The organism is Alkalilimnicola ehrlichii (assembly GCF_003399765.1).
Lineage (GTDB): Bacteria > Pseudomonadota > Gammaproteobacteria > Nitrococcales > AK92 > AK92.
Genome location: NZ_NFZV01000011.1, coordinates 1 through 20,613, shown reverse-complemented (window position 1 = coordinate 20,613; position 20,613 = coordinate 1). Strand labels below are relative to the sequence as shown.

At 56.8% G+C, this 20,613-nt stretch carries 23 protein-coding genes and 1 tRNA gene; 13 read left to right on the top strand and 11 right to left on the bottom strand.

Going from position 1 to position 20,613, the window contains the following annotated elements; all coding sequences use genetic code 11:
- Positions 1-25: 25 nt before the first annotated feature.
- From CAI21_RS11710 to CAI21_RS11700, 3 genes are read left to right on the top strand one after another with little or no spacing between them, the layout of a single operon-like run.
- The gene (locus tag CAI21_RS11710; protein ID WP_116302454.1) at positions 26-505 is read left to right on the top strand and encodes a chemotaxis protein CheW; all 480 of its coding nucleotides are present in this window, start codon (positions 26-28) and stop codon (positions 503-505) included.
- Between the two features lie 16 nt (positions 506-521).
- Complete coding sequence (locus tag CAI21_RS11705; protein WP_116302453.1) at positions 522-707, top strand: hypothetical protein; 186 nt, start codon at positions 522-524, stop codon at positions 705-707.
- Entirely contained in the window at positions 694-1,098 is a 405-nt protein-coding gene (locus CAI21_RS11700; RefSeq protein WP_116302452.1) for a DUF2802 domain-containing protein, read from the top strand. The genes CAI21_RS11705 and CAI21_RS11700 overlap by 14 nt, the downstream gene beginning before the upstream one ends.
- A gap of 55 nt (positions 1,099-1,153) precedes the next feature.
- Here the strand turns inward: CAI21_RS11700 and CAI21_RS11695 are convergent, their stop codons facing one another.
- Positions 1,154-1,444 (bottom strand): EscU/YscU/HrcU family type III secretion system export apparatus switch protein, encoded by a 291-nt coding sequence (locus CAI21_RS11695; protein WP_116302451.1) that lies wholly within the window; start codon positions 1,442-1,444, stop codon positions 1,154-1,156.
- A complete protein-coding gene (fliK, locus tag CAI21_RS11690; RefSeq protein ID WP_181919391.1) occupies positions 1,431-2,693 on the bottom strand; it encodes a flagellar hook-length control protein FliK in 1,263 nt (420 codons plus the stop codon). Before fliK ends, CAI21_RS11695 begins: the two co-directional genes overlap by 14 nt.
- Positions 2,694-2,915: 222 nt before the next feature.
- On the opposite strand from fliK, the gene CAI21_RS11685 reads away from it, so the two are divergent.
- Positions 2,916-2,991 (top strand) — tRNA-Glu (locus CAI21_RS11685).
- A gap of 253 nt (positions 2,992-3,244) precedes the next feature.
- The gene (locus tag CAI21_RS11680) at positions 3,245-4,234 is read left to right on the top strand and encodes an NAD(P)H-dependent flavin oxidoreductase (RefSeq protein ID WP_116302449.1); all 990 of its coding nucleotides are present in this window, start codon (positions 3,245-3,247) and stop codon (positions 4,232-4,234) included.
- A gap of 95 nt (positions 4,235-4,329) precedes the next feature.
- On the opposite strand, the gene CAI21_RS11675 is transcribed toward CAI21_RS11680, so the two are convergent.
- A complete protein-coding gene (locus CAI21_RS11675) occupies positions 4,330-4,863 on the bottom strand; it encodes a PadR family transcriptional regulator (protein ID WP_116302448.1) in 534 nt (177 codons plus the stop codon).
- A gap of 190 nt (positions 4,864-5,053) precedes the next feature.
- Between CAI21_RS11675 and CAI21_RS11665 the strand changes: the two genes are divergently transcribed.
- The 3 genes from CAI21_RS11665 (at position 5,054) to CAI21_RS11655 (ending at position 7,474) form a co-directional block, all read left to right on the top strand.
- On the top strand, positions 5,054-5,281 hold the full coding sequence (locus tag CAI21_RS11665) for a hypothetical protein (RefSeq protein ID WP_116302446.1): 228 nt from the start codon (positions 5,054-5,056) through the stop codon (positions 5,279-5,281).
- 20 nt (positions 5,282-5,301) lie between these two features.
- Entirely contained in the window at positions 5,302-6,591 is a 1,290-nt protein-coding gene (locus CAI21_RS11660; RefSeq protein WP_116302445.1) for an SPOR domain-containing protein, read from the top strand.
- 613 nt (positions 6,592-7,204) lie between these two features.
- Entirely contained in the window at positions 7,205-7,474 is a 270-nt protein-coding gene (locus tag CAI21_RS11655) for a hypothetical protein (protein WP_116302444.1), read from the top strand.
- 68 nt (positions 7,475-7,542) lie between these two features.
- Here CAI21_RS11655 and CAI21_RS11650 read toward each other — a convergent pair whose 3' ends face one another.
- The 5 genes from CAI21_RS11650 to CAI21_RS11630 all read right to left on the bottom strand — a co-directional run bounded on the left by CAI21_RS11650 (position 7,543) and on the right by CAI21_RS11630 (position 11,884).
- The gene (locus CAI21_RS11650; RefSeq protein ID WP_258868096.1) at positions 7,543-8,262 is read right to left on the bottom strand and encodes an ABC transporter substrate-binding protein; all 720 of its coding nucleotides are present in this window, start codon (positions 8,260-8,262) and stop codon (positions 7,543-7,545) included.
- On the bottom strand, positions 8,226-8,711 hold the full coding sequence (locus tag CAI21_RS11645) for an ABC transporter substrate-binding protein (protein WP_258868940.1): 486 nt from the start codon (positions 8,709-8,711) through the stop codon (positions 8,226-8,228). The genes CAI21_RS11650 and CAI21_RS11645 overlap by 37 nt, the downstream gene beginning before the upstream one ends.
- A gap of 229 nt (positions 8,712-8,940) precedes the next feature.
- The gene (locus tag CAI21_RS11640; protein ID WP_181919389.1) at positions 8,941-10,338 is read right to left on the bottom strand and encodes a helicase C-terminal domain-containing protein; all 1,398 of its coding nucleotides are present in this window, start codon (positions 10,336-10,338) and stop codon (positions 8,941-8,943) included.
- Entirely contained in the window at positions 10,308-11,084 is a 777-nt protein-coding gene (locus tag CAI21_RS11635) for an ATP-dependent DNA helicase DinG (RefSeq protein WP_116302440.1), read from the bottom strand. Before CAI21_RS11635 ends, CAI21_RS11640 begins: the two co-directional genes overlap by 31 nt.
- Positions 11,085-11,137: 53 nt before the next feature.
- The gene (locus tag CAI21_RS11630) at positions 11,138-11,884 is read right to left on the bottom strand and encodes an SIR2 family NAD-dependent protein deacylase (RefSeq protein WP_116302439.1); all 747 of its coding nucleotides are present in this window, start codon (positions 11,882-11,884) and stop codon (positions 11,138-11,140) included.
- 384 nt (positions 11,885-12,268) lie between these two features.
- Here CAI21_RS11630 and CAI21_RS11625 point away from each other — a divergent pair, with 384 nt between their 5' ends.
- The 5 genes from CAI21_RS11625 to CAI21_RS11605 all read left to right on the top strand — a co-directional run bounded on the left by CAI21_RS11625 (position 12,269) and on the right by CAI21_RS11605 (position 15,621).
- Positions 12,269-12,850, top strand: coding sequence for an HPF/RaiA family ribosome-associated protein (locus tag CAI21_RS11625; RefSeq protein WP_116302438.1), 582 nt, complete (start codon positions 12,269-12,271; stop codon positions 12,848-12,850).
- Positions 12,851-13,296: 446 nt separating this feature from the next.
- On the top strand, positions 13,297-13,797 hold the full coding sequence (locus tag CAI21_RS25970; RefSeq protein WP_116302437.1) for an MGDG synthase family glycosyltransferase: 501 nt from the start codon (positions 13,297-13,299) through the stop codon (positions 13,795-13,797).
- The gene (locus tag CAI21_RS11615) at positions 13,713-14,396 is read left to right on the top strand and encodes a glycosyltransferase (protein WP_181919400.1); all 684 of its coding nucleotides are present in this window, start codon (positions 13,713-13,715) and stop codon (positions 14,394-14,396) included. Before CAI21_RS25970 ends, CAI21_RS11615 begins: the two co-directional genes overlap by 85 nt.
- Positions 14,393-14,956 (top strand): YkoP family protein, encoded by a 564-nt coding sequence (locus CAI21_RS11610; protein WP_116302435.1) that lies wholly within the window; start codon positions 14,393-14,395, stop codon positions 14,954-14,956. The genes CAI21_RS11615 and CAI21_RS11610 overlap by 4 nt, the downstream gene beginning before the upstream one ends.
- Positions 14,953-15,621, top strand: coding sequence for a polysaccharide deacetylase family protein (locus CAI21_RS11605; RefSeq protein WP_116302434.1), 669 nt, complete (start codon positions 14,953-14,955; stop codon positions 15,619-15,621). Before CAI21_RS11610 ends, CAI21_RS11605 begins: the two co-directional genes overlap by 4 nt.
- Here the strand turns inward: CAI21_RS11605 and CAI21_RS11600 are convergent, their stop codons facing one another.
- The 3 genes from CAI21_RS11600 to CAI21_RS23180 form a co-directional block, all read right to left on the bottom strand.
- Positions 15,622-16,008, bottom strand: a complete 387-nt coding sequence (locus CAI21_RS11600) for a hypothetical protein (protein WP_116302433.1) — start codon at positions 16,006-16,008, stop codon at positions 15,622-15,624.
- 428 nt (positions 16,009-16,436) lie between these two features.
- Complete coding sequence (locus CAI21_RS11595; protein ID WP_116302432.1) at positions 16,437-17,495, bottom strand: hypothetical protein; 1,059 nt, start codon at positions 17,493-17,495, stop codon at positions 16,437-16,439.
- 14 nt (positions 17,496-17,509) lie between these two features.
- On the bottom strand, positions 17,510-20,613 hold a 3,104-nt coding region (locus CAI21_RS23180), incomplete at its 5' end, for a hypothetical protein (protein WP_220348055.1).

Genomic DNA, 20,613 nt, shown 5'->3' with positions numbered 1-20,613 from the left:
GACAAAAGCTTTGCGGAGAAGCGATATGGCGGAGCAGGAACAGCAGCAACAAACGGGCCCGGTGACCCAGTGGGTGACCTTCCAGCTCGACGACGAGACCTACGGTATTAACGTCATGCAGGTCCAAGAAGTGCTGCCGATGACAGAAATTGCCCCGGTCCCCGGGTCGCCGCCTTATGTTTTGGGTATCATTAACTTGCGTGGCAATGTCGTGACCGTTATCGATACCCGTATGCGGTTTGGCTTACAGACGCGAGAGCCGGAGGAGTCCGAGCGAATTGTCGTCATCGAGGCGAACGATCAGATTGCCGGCATCTTAGTCGACAGCGTTTCCGAAGTGGTGGAAGTCAAACACGCGGAAATCGATACGGCACCGAATGTCGGGAACGAAGAATCGTCGCGCTATATCTATGGTGTTGTCAGTCGGCCCAAGGATTTGTTGATTCTGGTCGATGTTAACCGTTTGCTGACCAAGGAGGAATGGCAGGACGTCGCCGCCTTATAAGCCTGCCGAAAGGGCTATGTCAGAAGTCGATCCGGTTAATCCGACCTCCCCTTACCCGTCGATAGGACAGGAACCGCGGGAGGGCAGCAAGCCCCGCAAACGGCGGGCGCCGAAGCAAAAGGTGCCCAAGGACGGCGAGGTGACCGACGACGCTGGCGAAGGCGACGAAGACGACCCGCCACTGGTAGATGATTACGCCTGAATTTGTTTTGGTAGTGTTAGCCCTTGGAGTTCTCGTCGGTCTGCTGGTCGCGATTTGGGCGATTCGCCTGAGTCGCCGTTTGCAAGCCGTACAAGCGCAGGTTGCGTCGTTGGAGCGGACCCTGCAACAAAATGCCGAATGTTACCAGGGCCTATCGGCCGGTGCTGTGGGGCAGGGGCAGCATTTAGTGCGTGTGCGGCAGGACTTGGGGCGCTTGAAAGAGAGAATCGAACAGGTCGCCAACAGCGATCCCAACGGTAGTTCCTTCAACCAGGCGATTCGTATGGCGCGAAAAGGGGCTTCGTCCGAGGAGATTATGGAAGCCTGCGGTATTTCGCAGGTTGAAGCCGACTTGGTGTTGCTACTGCACCGAGACGAAGCCGGGCAGTAATCCGGCCAAGCAAAACTTGGCCGGTGCCCCGCGCACGTCTTCGCCGCCACCGCGGTTAACGACGACGGCGAGCGTCTTCCGGAAATTTCCCCTTGATGAGGTAAGCAAAGGCAATGACTTCCGCGACGACCCGGTAGAGCGCTTCCGGGATTTCATGCTCCAAGGGCACCTGCGCTAGCAATTCAACCAACTCTTCGCTTTGATGTAAGGGGATATCGTGCTCGCGGGCGAGCTCGACGATTTGCTCCGCGACATGACCCGCACCGCTTGCTGTGACTTTCGGTGCCCCTTCGCCATCGTAGTGCAGTGCGACCGCAAGACGCGGCGGTTGATTACGCTTTTTCATCTAGCAGCCCCCCTTCCTGCGGCGTCAATTGATCGATCGCTTCCGCCGGGCGGCCGGTGTGGCAACTGACCGCGCTTATCTCAAAGCCCGCGCCTTCCAGGCGGGCCTGTAGCGTCGGCAGCTGCGTCTCCAGCCGATACGCGGTGTCCGTGTGTTCCGCCCACCATGTTAATCCCACCCGCTGTCCCGCCAGCCGCAGGCTCGCATACACCGGGCCAATATCGCGAAACTGAAAGGCAAGCCGAATTCGAAATAAGCGTGCCGCCTCGGCTTCCTCGTTCTCGGCCTGTTGTTGCTGAATACGCAGCTGCATCAGTTCTACGGCTGCGCCGAAGCGTAACGGTATTTCAAACAGTAAATCTAAACTATCGTTGCTGGCCGCATGCAACTGGAGCATGTGTAGGCGCGATACGGCCCGTTCGGTTTGCGAGGCAATTTCCGCCAAGCGTCGCGTCGCCGCGTCGTCGACGCTTGTACTGCTTGGCAGAGTGTTAGGCTGCGCTGGTTGTGTGGTTTGAGGAAGAGGCATCCATGTGCGCACGGTTGGCCCCGTACCGTAGCCTGGAGGCGTTCGCGTAAGCGAAGCCGTTGCGGCATCCGGACGCGGCGATGGCGTAGCCTGTTCGGCTGTTCGGGGCGAGGCCGACGGCAACGCTCGCTGTAAGGCCTCGGTGCGGATTTGCGCTGCCAGCCTCAGCAGCGCGGTCTTTACGTCGGGCGCCGCTGTGACGGGGTGGCGAGCGGCGAATTGCCCGTTGGCGAGAGCCGCTTCAAGGAATAAGCCCGAGCGCGATAAAGTCTGGGCGAGCCCGCTCGACGTTTGCAATTGGGTGGCGGAAGGCAGTTGTTGCTGGAAATGATCCAGTGCGTTCCGTACCGTTTGTGGGAGCTGAGGCCGTATTGGCATATTAAGGGCTTGCACCAAAGGGCTTAAGTTAGGTTGTTGCGGCAATAGTTGGCGCAGGGCCGCGTTCAACGGCGAAGGCAAGGCGCGATCTGCCAACACCTGGAGCATCAGTGGCTGGCTCTGTGTGACTCTAAGCTGTAGCTGTTGGCCTTCCCGTAAAGAGAGGCGGTCCTGGCCGGATAGCCGCGGCTCTAATCGTTGTCCGCCGACATCGAGGAGTAAACGCCCGCCTTCCTGGCGGACAACGGCCTGCAACACCGTCCCTGCCTGCCACGAACGGGGGGCTGCGGTGCCCGAATCGTTTCGCAGCATGAAACTGAGCGAGCGGTTGTCGATGTGCATACGTTTTAGCTCCGCCAGCATTGCCGGTAATGCCTCGGGGAAAGACACAGAAAGTGCTTTTTCATCAGACGTACAGTCGTAACTGAAATAGCGGCAGATGGCTAGGAAGCTACAGCATAAGTTCGCGCTTGTTAGAGGATATGGTTTGGAAAAACTTCTAATATACCTTGACACTCCAAAAGGGCATCCGTAAGATACGCGCCATTGCAACGGCATCTACACGTCCCCATCGTCTAGAGGCCTAGGACACCGCCCTTTCACGGCGGCGACAGGGGTTCGAATCCCCTTGGGGACGCCAATCTCTTCGTCGAGTGGGTACGTGAAACTACAGCACTCACTTCCGACTTTTATCCCATTTTGCATTAATTGACATGTTCAAAACCTTTCTTTTGGCATCGGCAAGCTCCGTTTGGCCAGAGGATTAAAGAGGTTGTTTGACGTGTTTGGTTGTATTTCCCGGCGAGGTGCGATATTCATATGCAACTGGTTGCATATGAATATCGGCCGCTAATTGGGCCTGCTCGTTCTATCTTAGTTTTCCGGAGGGATTCATGGCTCTTCCAGCTATTCTGAAAGATCGCTTGTCACTGCCCGTTGTGTGTTCTCCGATGTTTATCATATCCACCCCGGATTTGGTGATTGCGCAGTGTAAAGCGGGTGTCGTCGGTTCCTTTCCGTCTTTGAATGCACGGCCGGCCCATGTCCTGGAGGAGTGGCTGGAGCGTATTACCACCGAGTTGGCGGAGTACAACGCGCAAAACCCGGATCGGCCGGCGGCGCCTTTCGCGGTCAATCAGATCGTGCATAAATCCAATGATCGTCTTGAGCACGATTTGGAGCTCTGCGTTAAGTACAAGGTGCCGATTGTTATTACCTCGTTAGGGGCCCGGGAAGATCTAAACAAAGCCGTACACAGCTACGGCGGTATTGTGTTCCACGACGTTATTAATAATAAGTTTGCCAAAAAGGCGGTCGAGAAAGGGGCTGACGGGCTGGTAGCGGTTGCGGCAGGGGCGGGCGGTCACGCGGGCACGCTGTCTCCGTTCGCGTTGCTGCATGAGATCCGGGAATGGTTCGACGGTCCGTTGCTATTGTCGGGCGCTATTGCCAACGGTAATGCGGTGTTAGCCGCACAGGCTGCCGGCGCCGATTTGGCTTATATCGGATCGGCTTTTATTGCGACGGCAGAGGCTAACGCAGAGCAAGCCTACAAACAGATGATCGTCGAAAGCGCAGCCGAGGACATCGTCTATAGCAACCTCTTTACCGGGGTGCACGGCAACTATTTAAGAAAGAGCATCGTCAAGAGCGGACTCGATCCGGACGATTTGCCGGAATCCGACCCGTCAAAGATGAACTTCGGTTCCGGCGGCAACACGAAAGCGAAAGCCTGGAAGGATATCTGGGGTGCAGGTCAAGGGGTTGGTGCGGTTAAGAGGGTGGTGCCCACAGCGGAGCTGGTCGCACGGCTAAAAGACGAGTATCAGGCGGCCCGCAAGCGCTTGGAGTTAGCCCCGGTTCGGGAAGTGGCCGAGGCGTAAACGGCGGCTTGTTTGGATTGCCTTATGGCGCGAGCCTCGCATCTCGCCGCTAAGCCGGAGTAGGTCCAGGGTGACCTACTCCAGTGCCTTGCCGATTAATCCGTAGCTAGCAGTGGAAGTACCTCGCGTGCCCAGTGCAGCCAACTCTCCTCTCTCACAATGCCGCTGCGAAGCACCGCGTATTGCAGTCGCTGCGCTCTCGTTAGGGGCCGTCCGGAGAAGTCTCGGCGCTCGATATTGCGATAAACGTGCAGCCGCGCTTCATGTTGTTCGATGAGTTCGCGGAGTTCGTCCTCGACTCCTAAAGGCCCTAAGGTGGCTTCGGCGCGCAGTTTGATCAATAGCCCGCGGGTGCTTTCCAGCGAAAGCTCGGGCGTTTTTACCCATTCAATCAGCGCCGAGCGGCCGGCAGGCAAAACGTGATAGATTTTTCGGCGACGTTTTCCGCCCTCGGGAGCGTCTTCTGCACGGAGCCAGCCTTTTTTGGCCATGCGCGCCAGTTCCCGATAGATTTGTTGGTGCGTGGCCTGCCAAAAGTAGCCAATCGAGCGGTCGAACCGATTAGCCAGTTCATAGCCGGTTGAGGGGCGTTCCAGCAGGGATACCAATAGCGCATGTTGAATAGACATGTGGCGCATTCTAATACTGGCTTAGGCGGTGTCAACGCGCTCGGCGAGCAGCGCCTATTCCGTACCCCCCTGGGGCATTTCGATAGCGTTTTATTTCAACTGCTTGTGAAGGGTATGACGGAGATCGCGCCAGAAACTCATCCCTTTGCTACCATAGCGCCTTTAAATACGGAAAAGCGGCAAGCGGGATATGCGCAAAGCGACGTCTGAACAATCAGATGATAACAAGCTGGACGAACTGAGCCTGGCACGACTAGGTTTGGATCAACAGCCGTTTATCGATAGCGATTTTATCTTTGCCGACGCCTCTTATAGCACGCAGGTTAATGTCGGCTTGCAATTGCTGCACGCGGGCGATCACGTAGTGGCCGTGCGCGGCGAAGAGGGCGTTGGCAAGAGCACCTTCTGCGTGCCTTAGGCCGGCAGGACGGTTCGGAATTGCGGATCTGCCGAATTGTTGCGACCGAGGCGTTGAGTCTGATCGACCTATGCGATCGCTTTCTCAACACATTAGGTTCGGCGATGGAACCCGGCGACGATGCCGCGCAGTTTCTGCGCCGCTTGGAGGATGCCCTTGGCAACGACAGCGGCTTGCCTTTGCTACTGCTGGACGACGTCCATAGGATGTCCGGCACGGTGTTGGGAAATCTGCTGACGCTATGGCACAAGGCTAAGGGCGAAGGCTGTCCGTTCGGCTTAGTGCTGGCGGTAGAGCGTAGTCTCGAAGGTCGATTAGCGAAACTGGCGGAACAAAAGCTCGAGCCCGACGCGCTGCACATAATAACGCTGTACCCGCTGACCGAAAAACAAACGCAAGACTATATCCAGCAACAGCTGCAGGCGGCGGGCAACGATGGCAGCCTGTTGAGTGAAGCCGAGGGCCGGCGTGTTTTTCGAGAAAGCCAAGGCATGCCCGGCGCTATTAATCGTCAGGCGACAGCTATACTGGTGCGCAAAGGCGGGCAGCGGCATAAGACAAAGCCGGCCGTTAAGGCTAGCGCCGCAACCCGTGCCAAACCTGGGCGCGGCATGGCGATCGCCGTTGGCGGGTTGCTGGTGCTTGGGGTTGGCTTGTTTGTCGTCGCGCAGCTTATCGAACCTTCCGCTAACGAGCCCGATACGCTTGAACTGGCTATACCGAGCGACGCCGCGGAAGCGGGCGATCCCTTTGGCCTGCCTATGCCCAACCGGTACGCTTATGGGAATAATCTCGATAGCGACGTGGTCGCCGAAGCCGATGCGGAGGGTTCGGCGGCGGAGCGGTCGCAAGTAATCGAAAGCCCCGACGGTGCCGAGGAAGCCGCCGATACTTCTAAAGTGTCGGATGCGGCTGAAAAAGCGCCGCCGGCGGCGCCTTCTCCGTTGTTGATCGAAGAGATAGCGGAAGACAAACCGCCTGTCGAGGTCGAGGCGAAGCCTGTGGCGGTAGCTACTCCGCGTGGCGTTGAATGGGTACGCGAGAAAGCCCCAGGCAGATTTACCATACAACTGATCGCCGCTTACGATCGACAAGCTCTGCTGCAATATATCGAGGAGCAGAATCTATCCGACACCGTCGAATTGGTCAGGACGCGCCGGAACGGGCGTGACTGGTACGTCGTGCTCACGGGCGATTACCCGAATCAGGATGCAGCCGTGGCCGCGCTTCGGCAGTTGCCAAGCTCGCTGCGTGCCAGTGGCGCCTGGGTGCGTAGTTTCGGTTCCGTACAACAGAGTTTGCCCAATTAATGGAGTGCCTTAGGCCAAGGCTCCTTTTATCCGAGCAGCCAGGGAACGCGCAAGACAGCGCTTTCCTACAGTAAGAGTCGGAATTTTCTTACAGCCCCGATAGGGGGTTCGCATTACACTTAATTATGCGTCAGGGATCGACGCAAGTGAGTAGAAGGAAGCTACTGACAGGGATTCGACCTTCGCCAGGATGGCGGTACGCGAACAGGGACGTTCGTAGGTCTCCTGTCTTAGCCTTCCCTCTCACGAACAGCAGCCCAAAATAAGAAAATTCACCCCGCCAAAAATCGACGCCAGTGCTATTACGGCCAACGTACAGGTTAGCGCATTGCACCGCAGACGGCCGTTGCAGCCGGAGCTCGGTCATCGGTTCGAGCCGATAAATAGTGTCCCGCCATCAAGTCTACGCTCGCGAAGCGCTCTGGCCTATTGCGAGTCGCGTTACTGTTTGCCGCCCGCCTCGCTGCAAGGATAGCGCGCGTATGCGCGTTAGAAGATGCATTGCTATAGAATATCTTATTGTGCGGTGCCGCAAAAAATGATATATTGCAATGCAACAACTAGCTTAAAAGCAGACTTTTAAGACTGGATAGCGTTGGAAGGGGTGAATGATATGAATGACTTGTACTTGGTCTCCGGGGTTACGGTTGCCGGGATGCCCCGCGCTTTTAAGGTATACGCCGATTCTCGGGAAGCGGCTTTTTCGGCCGCGATCGATGCGGGGCTGGGCATGGAGGCGGTGGTTTTAAGCCGACGCGAGCTCGAGCGCCTAGGGCCTTACGGCAATGCCGTGCGTAGCCTGCTGAAGGGGGCGGTTGAGCTATCGGTAACCGAACGCTCTACCGCCGATAGTGCGCCGGCCGCTGAACTACGGGCCGCGTAAACGGTTGCAGCTCGGACGGTAAGGTTGTGCTAGGTTGTCGGCGGTACGAGTTGCCGCCGACGCCGTAGTCACCGATGGTTGGCTGCCTCTTGCTCTTCCGCCATCGCGGAAGGAAATAAAAACGGCTGCATGCCTTCGTAACTAACTCCTCTCCAACCGTTCGGCCAAAAGGGTACGGGTTCTCCGTCCTGCCATTGTACCACCGCACCCGTTACAAGGCCCGGCCCCCAGGTTGGGTTGTGCTGCTCGTCAAACTTAAGACGGCCGGCTGCGATGGTGAAGGTCGTTTCCTCTAGATAGGCTACTAGCTCATCGATATCCAGCGATTGAGTGGTTTCCAAGGATTGCCGCAATACGTTAATAGCGTCGTAGGTCGCTGCCGTGTAAGTGGGAAATTCGCCGAATCGTTCTTCAAACGCCTCTACGAAAGGAAGCGTTAACTCTGTGGTGGCGACTCTCGCATAGTTGACGGTGGTTGCCAGATAATTGGCTTGTCCGTCAGTCGCTTCCCAGTAACCGGATTGCTGCGCTTCGACGTTGATGCCAATCGGTACGGCCGCTATGTTTCTCTCGCCCAACTGTTGGCCTAATACAATACCGACCGGGCCGGATAGTACCGTGAGGATAATATCTGCTTCGGCGCGCCCGATTGCAGTCAGTTCCGCCGTTAGATCGCCGGTTGTGGCGGATGGCCGCCAAGTTCCTACGATCTCCATCCCCAGCCGTGGAAGATTACGCTGTGCGGCGGTTACTAACGGATCGGCCCACACCGCCCGCTCTCCCAATATAGCAACCCGTACTTCGTCTCGGCCCAGGTCTTGTCGTATCTGCTCGGCGACGGACGTAAGTAGGCAAATACTTGCCGGCCGAGGTCTTCGGATTGGATAGGCGAGAGCCTGAACCAGTACTTGTAAAACTCATAGTCCTGCTCGACCCGGGCGCCGAGATCTCCATGGGCTGCACCGGTTCCGAGAAAGATCGTTTCGTGTTCCATGGCAAGGTCTTGCATGGCGAGCACGGCTTCGCTGCGAAAGCCGCCTATGATGAAGTCGATATCGTGTGCTGCCAGTGCCTGCTCAAGCCGAGCGACGGCATCGGCGATACTCACCATTTCGTTGCTATCGACTTGAATCAGTTCGATCGGCCGATGCACGCCTCCTACATTGATCCCGCCTTCGGCGTTGATTTGGTCCCGTGCCAGTAGGGCCCCCGCCAATGATTGACCCCCTGAGTGAATGCCATGGGCCCGACTACGGCGATGCGGATCGGCTCGCCAGCCGTGTCGTTTGGCCTGGCGTTGGTTGTGCTAAACACTAAGCAGGCGAGAAATACGACCAGTAGTTTTGTCAGCATCGCGCCTCCTGCCGGTTGGCCAATGTGTGGAGTGCGCCTGTGCCCATTGTCGTTGCCGGTGTTCTGGTGCAGGAGAGCGGCCGATATTCTCTTACGAGAATCGAAGCGTTTCCCTAAGCGATGGTGTTAGATTGGGGGCGAGGCGCTTGGCGTTCAATTCGGCGCCGAAACGGGGGAAGGGCGTCGAGTAATTGGCGGCCGTAGGGTTTTGTCAGTAAGCGGCGATCAAGTAGCGTCACTCTTCCGGAGTCGGCTTCGGAGCGGATTAAGCGGCCGCAGGCCTGGATGAGTTTGAGGCTGGCGTCGGGTACCGTAATTTCGAGAAAAGGATTGCGGCCGCGGCTTTCGAGCCAATCCGATAGAGTTGCCTCCACGGGAGAGTCAGGGACGGCAAACGGTATCTTGGCGACGATCACATGACGGCAGAGGTCGCCGGGTAAATCGACGCCTTCGGTAAAGCTGGCAAGTCCAAAGATAGCGCTGCCGGCGCCGCCTTCGATGAGTTCGCGGTGGCGTTGTAATATTGCGGCCTTCGGTAGTTCGCCTTGCCGCAAAATATGAGCTTGGAGCGACGTGGGAAGCTGTTGATAAACTGCATCGAGCTGCCAACCCGAGGCGAATAGAACCAGCGTGCCTTCGTCTCGATCAATCAGTTTCTCCAGTAAAGCACTGACTTCGTTGGTATGCGCTTGCGGGTCTCTCGGGTCGCTTCGCATCCAGGGAAGATACAGCTCGGCGCGGCTGGCATAGTCGAACGGCGAGTCGAGGCGAAGGTACTGCGTGCCGTCGTCGTCGCGAAGGCCGGTGTTCATCCGTAATCGGTCGAAGCGGCCCAGTGCGGTTAGGGTAGCGGACGTTAGCACCGCGCCCGCGCAGATATCCCACAGGGCTTTGCGCAGAAGTCCGCCGGGGGCGATCATAGACGCGGCTAACTGGAAATCCATATCGGCGCGACCGCTTTGGCCGGTTATTTCCACCCAACGCGCCGTCGGCGGTGCGTCCGCCGGATCCTCGCTGGCCATCATCTGCCATAGCGCCTGAAATGTCTCTAAACGGGCCGATAAGAAGCCTAGGTCGGGAATGAGTTGTTCGGCCCGGCTCGGCGCGACGTGTCCTTCGTCCAAGGCCTTGATGAGTTTGTTGCGCAAGAAATTGAGGTTGTCGCCGATAGTTTTGGCCGGTTTGTGGAGTGTGCTCGCCATGCGGCGAATCTCCTCCGGCGCTTCGCCGTTGGCAAAGCGCCACAGCGGGCGCTCGCCTTCCAGTTCCGGAAACAGCAGCATCAGGTCTTCATGCGCTTGTTCTAACAACCCCATGCACTTGCCGGCAAGGTCGGCCGCTTCGTCTGCCAGGCGTTGTTGACGCGGATCGCCAGGTAATACTTCGAGCACATCGGAGCACAGCTTCGGAATACGTTTGAGCCAGTCCCGCGCGCCTCGCAAGCGCGTTTGGGCGCTGAAGTATTTCACCGCTTTGTCGGCTAAATGATGGGCCTCGTCGAATATGAACACCGTGTCTTCGAGGGGCGGGAGTATGACACCGCCGCCCATGCTGAGGTCGGCGAGGACCAGGTCGTGATTGGCGACGATGACCGCGCTGTCGCGTAAGTTATCTCGTGCCCGGAAAACGAACAGTGGCGGATATGGGGGCAGACGTTACCGAGGCAGCCGTGGCGGTCGGTGGTGACGGTTTGAATGAAGTCGTTGCTCAGCGCTTCCGGCCACGCGTCGAGATCGCCGTTCCAGGTCTCTTCTCGTTGCGCCTGCCGCATTGCCTTGACCGCCGCCAATTCCGAGGCTTGCGGAGCGTGTTTCCAGGCCGCCACGGGTTCGTCGAACAAGCTTTCTTGCGGGCTGGTTTCCCCGGCTAGGCGGGCGAGGTTGAGGTTGCAGGCATAACGGCGCCGGCCCTTACCCAGAGCGAACGAGAATTTTAAGCCCGAATGCGTGGCAAGGGCGGGTAAATCCCGGTTGAGCAGTTGTTCCTGCAGAGCCACCGTCGCGGTACTGATAACGACTTGTTTGCCCAGTGCCTGAGCAACCGGAATAGCCCCCAACAGATAACTCAGGCTTTTGCCGGTGCCGGTTCCCGCTTCGCAGGCGATAATCCGGCTATCCCCGTATTCGCCAGCCAGCGTTTTCGCGATCTCGGCGATCATGCGACGTTGGCTCGGACGGTTGCGAAAGCCCGGCAGGGCTTCGCGTATGGCGCCTAGCGCCTCGCGAATCTGGGTTTTGGTCGTCTCGGTTAATGGCATCGGGCATCTCGCGCAGGCTAGGCGCGTTGAAGTGGATCGGAGCCTGTATTCTATCAGGCGTCAGGCACGCTTTCTTGCCAAATCTCGGCAAGAAGACGGGGGAGCTGGTCGCCCGCTTTGCCGGTGAACGCATAATGCGCTCGGGCGGTTAGGGGGGTCGGCTCGGCGTTGATTTCTACCACCATAGCGCCGCTCGCTAAGGCCTGGTAGGCCAAATCGGCAGCGGGATAGACTTGGCCGGACGTGCCGATACTTAGAAAAACTTCGCATCTTGCCGCCGCCTGCTCGGCCTGCTGCAAGGCTTGCACCGGCAGCATCTCGCCAAACCAAACAACATCCGGCCGTAACAGACTGCCGCAGTAAGGGCAGGGCGGCGGCGCCTGTTGCGCGTCCCACTGTTCGACGGTGTGTCCGTGGTCGAAACACTTCGTCCGTTGAATATTGCCATGGAGCTCGATGACGTCCTGGCTGCCGGCGGCTTGATGAAGGCCGTCGACGTTCTGAGTGATCAGCTGAAACTCGGGAATGTGTCGCGCTATTCGGCTCAGGGCTTGATGCCCCTTATTGGGACGGCAGGCGGCCAGTAGCTCGCGCCGCCATGCATACCAGTTCCACACCCGTTCCGGGTTTTCTAAGAACGCTTCCGGAGTGGCCAATTGCATGGGATCGTACTTGGCCCAGAGGCCGGTTTGAGCATCCCTGAAAGTAGGAATACCGCTCTCGGCGGAAATGCCCGCGCCGGTGATGGCGGCGACTCTGCGGCTATTTTTGAGCGCATCTATCAATTCTGGAGTAACCATCGTCACTCGTGAGCCTCCCGTTATCAGTAGTTGCGGCTGTTTGTGACCTCCGTCGCTTCATCGTATCAAGGTCGGGACGCCCAGAGTCGAATTGTGACGAAGGCCCAACCTTAACCGGCGCCTTAAGGAATAATCGATCCTGCGGACAAGGTGAGGGGCAGGAGGGGCGGCTAGCCCGCTTCTAGCCAATAAGACTAAACCTCCTGTCTGTTATTGAGGCACCGGTCTTACGACCGGTGTTTTTTTGCCTAGCGCGCGCGCTTGGAACCCCCGCTCCGGGCTCCCAGGTTTCCTCTGTAAGCATATAGCAAAGTGTTGCGTCGGGTTTAGACCGGCGCATCCTGACAGGTCAGGCGTTTGCGCCGATGAGGACAGGAGGCCCTAATGCAGGTCCCGGCTGAAATCACCTTTAACGGCATTTCCCATTCCGACTATAACGAGGACTTTATCCGCGAGCGTATTCGTCGTTTAGACAACATGGCTGATGACATTATTTCGTGCCGGGTAGTCGTAGAGCGGCCTCACGCGCACCGGCACACCGGCAACCCTTTTCGAGTACGGATCGAACTGACCTTGCCCAAGCGTAAGGAGTTGGTTGTCGATAAAGAGCGGAATGTCGAGCCGCATGTACAGCTTAGCACCGTCGTGCGGGAGGCGTTCGAGATTATGGAACGGAAGCTGAAATCGACCACCCAGCGGCGTCGAGGCCATGTGAAGGTGCAGGTCGCGGAAGGCGAATCTTACGCCATGGTAGTGCGGATGTTCCGCGACGACGGATATGCCTTTATACAAACCGAAGACGGACAAGAATTCTACGTCCATAAGCATAGCGTTCTGCATGACGACTTCGACCGTTTGGAAGTGGGTACGGAAGTGCGTTTCATGCCGGAAATGGGCGAAGAGGGGCCGCAAGCGAGTAGTGCGCAGATCGTCGCTAAGCCGGGCTCGCGTATGTCCGCGCCGTAACGCTGTTATTGACAGGTTTTCCAAAACCCGCCAATAGATTATGCGAATCCAGAAGCGTTCGTATCGCCGCTATCCTTGCCTGCTGTTAGGGAGGCCTATAGATCAATTCTTGCCCGGGTTTCTGATACCTGACGATAGCTACGAGAAGATTTCTAGCCTACGTAAGGGTCAGCGTGCCCAATGATGGGGCGGCTTGACCCGTAGGACCGGTTCCCAGGAAGAGGCAAGGATGCGGATTCTAATACTAAGTTCTACGCTCGGTTTCGGGCATATAAAGGCCGCACAAGCTGTAGCGCAAGCTTTAGCCGAACGCGAGCCGCGCGTCGAGATCGAGTATGTCGACTTTTGGTCTTTAATGGACTCGCGGGTCAGTGGCGCTGTTAAAGAAGGGTACTTAGAAGCAGTCACGCAACATCCGCGACTCTACGATCAGCTTTATCAATTCGATGCCGAGCGGTGGCGAGAGTTTTTCGTCAGCCGGAATTGCCTCAAGAGCTGTTGGATACTATCGAACGCGTGTTATCTCACTGGTTTCCCGGTCGGTCGAGTTTCCCGGCTGCCGGTACCAACTTGGATCGTACGATTTTCTCAACTTGTTGGGAACGTTCACTCACCGTGCCGCCAAACACGGTAATTTGATACGGCGCGGGCTGGTGATCTGGATGCACACGCGTTTATCGCGTCGTCTTAAACAGCGCATCCAAGCATTCCGCCCCCAAGCCATAATAGCCACCCAAATGATGCCGGCCGCCGTGTTATCGCATTTAAAGCGGCGGGATGAAGTGACTATTCCCGCCATCGGCGTTTTAACCGACTACGGCGTGCATGACATCTGGTTGCGTTCGGCAATGGATTATTTTGCGTGGCGACCTCGGCAATGGCCTCCGAACTACGGGCCCATGGCGTGCCGAAATCGGCGATTGCCGTCACAGGGATACCGATGCTGAACGGCTTTCGGCACCCGGTTGCGCAACAAGAGGCCCGAGCCCAGCTTGGTGTCCCGCACGCTGCGAAGACGGTATTGGTAACTGGGGGCGGCTGCGGTATTGGCGCTGTTGAAGCGCTGGAGCCTATTTTGCAGTGCGAGCTCGATTGCGAGCTATTGGTTGCCGCCGGCGGTCAGACCGATCGGCACCGTCTGCTCGACCTAAGCGGCAACTATCCGGGACGGTTGCGTATCTTCGACGATGACGTGCCGATGCCGATGTTGGTGCGAGCTGCCGATGTGGTTGTCGGTAAACCCGGTGGCTTGAGCGTCTCGGAAGCCTTAGCCTGCGGTCGTCCGTTCCTCGCGGTCTGTTCTTTGGGCGGCCAGGAAAGCTTTAACGTCGCTTTTTTGGAAGCCAATGGATTAGGCGAAGCGGTTGATTCGGAGCAACTGATTAGCCGGTTGCGCCAATGGTTGGCAGACCCTTTGCTACTGGCTCAGCTGCAAGCCAAAGCGTGGTCGTACGGTTGGCGTGAGGGCGCTGGGGCCATTGCCGGCTCGGTGCTGCAAACGGTAATGCCGCAAGCGCTGGGTGAACATAAAGGAAATAACCCATGACGGTGCCTGCTTGGCGTGTGCTCAATGCGGCCTTTCGCGGCATAGAGCGAGTTTACTGTCGCTTCCATCGGTTGGAGCCCGTTGGCAGCTTGATCTTTATCCAGCGTCAGCGCTATCGAGGGCCGGCGAAAGAGTTGGTGGGCGGAGTGCGTTTGGAGCCGGGGGTGCCGGTTGCCGAACTGCATTTTAACAACAGCGCTTTGAGTCGCGAGCAAGCCGCGCGCGGGCGCTCTCATGGCGGCTTTGTCTTCGCACGGCTTCTTGTGACGGCTTTGCAAACGCTTGCCGATAAGGTCCAGCACGATCCGGAGCTACAGAATGTGGCCGGCTTCCATGGCGTGACCTGGATTCCGCCGCATGGCCGTAAAGTCGGTTTCGAGGCGGAGCCGTTACCGTTGACTTGGCGTGCAAGGTTGCGTGGCGCCTACTTGCGCGTGTTGCTTTATGCCTTCAATCCCGCCACCGCCCGCCGGGTCGGAAAACGCTTACAGCCTTATGAGTTCTGGCTATCGCGGGAGCAGCTGTTGGAGCATTTTGCGGATGGAAGGAAGCCGCGATGAGCCGTATGGCAACGCATTGGGACAGTTTGTTCTGGGGCGGATTGGTCCGGCGCCGCCTAGCGCCCGGCGTTAACGGGGTGGCGTTAAGTTTCGACGACGGTCCCGATCCTCGCTATACACCGGCCATTCTTGACTTGCTGGCGGCCCATTCGGTGCGGGCGACATTTTTCCTGCTGGCCGATCAGGCCCGGCGTTACCCGCTGTTAACTCGCCGGATTGCGTCCGAAGGCCATGAGCTTGGCAGTCATGGCTGTAGCCATCGTCATCCATGGCGATTGAGCGTGCCGCTTGCCAGGCAGGAGGTTCGGGAAGCGGGGCGTATTTTGGCTGACATTAGTGGCGAGCGCATATACTGGTTTCGCCCGCCATTCGGGCGTTTGCGACGGTGTATGGTGCTGGAGGCGGCCGCGCAAGGCCAGCGCACCGTGTTGTGGAGTCGCAGCGCTATCGATTGGGGGCCGTGGGGAACCGAGGCTGGCGTTCGGAGGCGTTTGGCTAGAGTGGAAAATGGCGATGTGGTGTTATTGCACGATGCGCCTAACCGCCATAACCGTCCGGAGGTAACCGTGGGTATTTTGCCGGATCTACTGCGTCGGTGGCGGGAGACGGGTTTACGCTCGTCGACTTTGACGGATAGCCTCAGGACTCAACCGAATCCGGCTTAATTAGCCGCTCGGCTCGGGTTCGTTGGTGCCGGCAACGATTTCCAGTTCGAGCTGTTCCTGCTCCGCGTTGTACCAGTCGTATAAAGGTTCTAGTTGATGGGCCAGGGGCGACATGGCCAATGCCTGTACCGGTTCCATCCCCATCAGTTCCCAGTCGACGCGCCACGCGCCGTCGTCCTGAACCATGACGATGGGGCGGAGCTCCGGCATCCCATCCGGGCTCTCCGTATAGCGAAAGCGCGTAACGGCAATGGCAAATTCGCCTTGTTCTTCGACGGCTAGAATCGAAATCGGCTCTTCTTCGTCGAGTTCGCGAAACACATTCGATAGCTGTTCCAAACTGGTAGCCAGCTCTTCCTCGTCCACCTGTAAGGTATTTCTGGCCACAAACTGCGCGGCACGATCCGGTTCGCCTTCCTGTAACGATTCAAAAACAGCGAAAGGTTAACTTCCGGCGCTTGGTCGGGTCGTGCTTCGGCGCGTTCTTCGACGACCGGGTCGTCTGGTTCTTCCGGCGGCGAGACGTCCGGCGTGGGTGGCTGATCGTGAGGGATCTCTTCTGCCGATTCGCAGGCGACTAAGCCAAGGCCCGCCGCCAGGCAGCCGATAAGCAAGTAGCGTTTGAGCATCGGCCTCTCCTGGAACTTCTATAACAGTATTAGAAAGTTGTGTACTGCGAGTGGTCTATTCAAGGGACGAAAGGGCTTAGAAAGGGAAGCTTTGTACATAAACGCACTTTTCTCGGCGGTTAAAGCGAGAAAAGCAGCGTGCCTGAAGCGTATGGGGGCACCCTCCAGGCACGTTGCTTTTTCTCCTTACCACGAGTAGCCCGGATGTTCCTCGGCAGGCCCGGTCCACATCCAGAAGGTGTCCCGCAAGCGTGATGCGATGTTAGGGAAATGCTGAAGGGGAACGCCTGTGGCGTTATCGACCAGTATCCAACCTTGGGTTTCGCCTTGCGCATTAGGCCGGGCGTACAATCGGCATGCGCTGAGCACCCCGTCGGGGGTTACTTTGCAATGGAAGGGGTGCCCCAGGTCTTCTCGCTCCCATGTTTGCAGCCAAGGGAAATCAGGGTAGAGCGCCAGATCGCCCGCGCCAATATAGGCTTGCGTGTATCGAGGGTCAAAGCCTTCTGGCTTTGCTTCTTCATAGGGAAAATCTACGCCTTCGGCGGCGAGGATGTCGTCCAAAATGGCTTGGTACGCTTTACCTCGGCGTGCCTCATGGCCTTCCGCGGTGAGCAGCTTAAAGGCAAGTGTGCCGTCCGGCCTGACTGTCGTCAGGTCCGAGAGATAATATCCATCGGTTTGAAGCGGTTGCGTGAGCGGTTTCCCTTGCTCGATGTCATAGACACCTAGGCCGTTGCGGTCGATCAAGTACTTGCCGTCAGGAGTGAGGTAGGCAGAGGGGCTAGGGTCGATAGCTCCGCGCCGTAATATCGGGATTCGCTCCTGTATCAGTGACGAATCTCGAAAATCAATGACTGAATACGCTTCCGTCCACCCTTGCCCTTCCCGGTTAATCGTTATGATGCAAAGGACGCCTTGTAGCTTGTCGTTGGCGTCCGTGCAGTGCCTGACCCTGATGTCGCTAATGCCGCCCTCGGTTTTAATCTTAGCGTAATCCGGCAATAAACAAGTGCGAGCGCCTTCGGTTGTTTCCTGAGAGTTAGCCCTGGTCGGAGTCGATTGCTGGAAACAGGTTTCGTAGTCGCCAGGGTCGAAGAAGAATATCTGCCAGTTGTAGGGCTTCTCGTCGTCCGTAGGTTCGGCTTGTTGCGATGAGGCAGCGCCGCAGGCAGTGCTAAACAAAGCCAGCCCGATTACCAGGCAACGAAAGATGGTGGTGCTTATAGTCAGGTTTGTCGCCATGCGAATCTTCGGTTTTAGTAGTTTCCAAGGTTGAGGCCAACTTTTCCTGGGTACAGTATGCCTCTAAAATTCCACCCGTTATAACTTCCTAAGGCAATCCATAATAGTACTTTTGCTGCATCATTCTTTTCTTCATTAGTGCTGTTGGGGCTGATTAGTACAGTTTGAGCTATTCTGCCGGACCGAATACGGTTGCTGTACCATTCATTGCCTTGCCAAACGTGCTTTGGTTCCTTGCTAAGCACGCCTACATACTGTTCGAACTCTTTTTTGTAATCTTCGTTTGTGTTGTACACTGTTTGAGTGTTAGATCCTTCAAAAACAAAGTTTCTGTCTAGCGCCTCCGACAGTTTCTTGACAAGGAGTTGAAAGGCTCCTGTTACATTTTCTTTCCAGTTCCATATTTGGTTTTGGGTAGGAGGCGGGTTGTCTAGCTGAGCTACCCCCCATCCCCCAGGCGGTCCAAACTGTGGCCAGTTTTGAATGCGAAGGTTATACACTCCGTTATAACGACGATAACGGGACCTCTGGCGCATGAAGTGATAAATTTCTTTGTTGTTTGATATCTTACGGGAACCTGGAAGCTGACTCTCCGACTCATGCCAGAGAAGTTTTATAAAGAGTTCGATGAACTCTTCAAACCCGAATGTTTCGATAATTTTTTCAATTTTTTCTCTGGTTGACAGCTCGTCATCGATTATGCTTGGAGTTCCCGATTGGTAAGGGGCTAGAGTCTCGTGGAGAAAATTCCTATCGAGGATCTGGCGAACATCACCAACTGTCGGGTTTTTACCTTCAATGCGAGCTATAGGCAGAGAAAGCTCAAAGCTACTGCCGAGAACCTGTGTATTCGCAGTGAGCTGTATATCGCCGCCGCGAACCTTGTATTGGTAATAATGCTCGTCCGCGCCGGCCTCGTTACCTTCAATGATATTGTTTTGCTGGTTTTTCCAGGTGCCTAAAGCTGGGTGCCAGGGGAGTACAAAACTGTCAAATTCTAGCGCTTCGTTTGAGCTATTGTGCCAGGACCGTTTTTCAAACGACGGTTTTCGCTGTTGGATCTCCGCCTCAGGAGGTAGTGCCGGTGTGTGATAGTATTGCGTAGCGCTGCGGAATTCGCTTAGAGCTACTTCGGCTTTCCCGTTGATACTTTCAATATCTGAGCGTGTTGGCGCGAAAGAGTCTGTAGGAGTGCGTAACGCCCCTCCGCCAAAGCGAAGCGCCCCTGACCAGCGGCAACTTACCATCTGGCGGTCACCCGAAGCGTCGAGCTCTTCGGCATAAGCCTCATAAAGGCTTACCGCCCGATCGCTGCCTAGCCCCAGGATCTGAAGTTCGGCGTAAGCTTCCGGCATACGAGGTGCTAATGACTGTTCGGTTGACCACTCGCCATCGATGTAGGCCGGCAGTGGCCGCTCGACATTGTCAATCGTAAAGGTCTGCATGCGTCGAGTACGGAATCGAGAGGCCGCTTCGGTGGCAGCAGAGTCATCCCCGGCATCGTCGCGAATAAAGTCTAAATCGGTAAAATCCGTAACGATTCGTTCGTCGGCATGTGTGCGTGGTTGTGTTCCTTCCGCCCAACCTGCTTGGACACCAAGCAAAAGGATGTCTCTCTGAAGTACAGACGATGAGTGTGCTAATGGCTCACCGCCATAGAATGCCTTGATTTCTAAGGTTGCAATGCCGAAGTAAGGGTTTGCCAGTGGGGGGAGGGTAACGGTCCAACGTTGTCCATTAAGCTGCGCGGTGACAGTTTTAATCGTCTCTTCTATGTCGCCGGCAAAGCTTAATGGCTGGCCTTGCTCGTTCAGCAATCGAACGTCTAGACGGTCGATTGACGGATCTTTGAGAATCCCGCTAGCCGTAAAGTTCGCAAACTGGCACTGTGGAGGGACGGCCCTATCCGGAATGACCTCATACTGATCGTTGTAATCGTTATTGAGGAATGTGCCGCTTTTCGTTCCCTGTAGCTCGCCTGGCGCTGTACCGCCAAATCCCAAAAATTGATCCCATAGCACATTTCTACGATAACCTTCGAAACCGTGATAACTATCGGGGATGCCTGTCAGTGTCCACTCGTTCTGATCCTCAATGGTCGAGACAGCAAAGAACGGCTGGCCTATTGCGGGCATTTCGATTTCAAGGTTGGTGTCAGCTTGATAAGTAAAGCCGACACGGCGGTCTCTGCCGTTACGGCACAGTAACGGTATTCTGCAGGCGTTGCCGAGGCTCTCTACGGCAACCTCATCACTCGAAGTGTCATCACTGTTCACTGTTGTTGAGCTGCCGTTGCCGATGAAGGGGGCGCTCAGTTCCATCACGCCGAGCGGAACGGCGGCAAATCCGACCTTCCCTCTCCGGACGGTAGCGTCCCTTAGACGACCGTAAGCGTCCCGCAATTGTAAACGACTTCCGTCAGGTAATGTCTGATTATCGGAGCTACGTGCGTTCACTATCAAGTTCTGCAACAGGCGCAAGGGTGTGCGGCTGGTCGCGGGGGCAGCATCTTCAAGCCTAACCTCAATCTGATAGTCTAAGGGGCCGTTCAGGCTTTGTTCATCAACTTGCCCAAGATCGCTCCCCTCTGGTTGCCAGCTTCCTGTGTGCAGGGTGGTATCAGCGTTGAGAGGTAGTTGCCAATGAGCGACGCGGCGGCGTTGCCCGCCACTGCTGCATTCCAATATAGCGATTTCTGCCGAGCGATTGCCGCCAAGTGCGCGTGTGCGGAAGGTGAAATCGATAACTTGATCTAAGGGGGCTTCAGTTAAAGACCAGGTGACGTCTGCTATTGATTCTTGGACTAGCATTCCTTCGTCGGCTTCGCTGACAAGCTGCGGAATCGGTGTCGTAGTTCGGTTGGCCGACACGTTGACCTGCTCAGGTGCATTGTCGCAGCCCGTCTCATAACAGATCGGGCCGTTGAAGGTGACGCCCTGATCGGCCTTCAGCGTCACGGTGTTGCCAAACAGACGCACCGTGCCGTCTTTTTTGACGCTAAAGCCGGCGCCGCTTTGCGCGACGGTGATATCGCCGCCGCCGCGGCCGGTCAGGCGAATGTTCCGGGCCGCTTGAATGGTGACGTTGCCGTTGTGGCTGCGCACGGTCATGCCGTCCG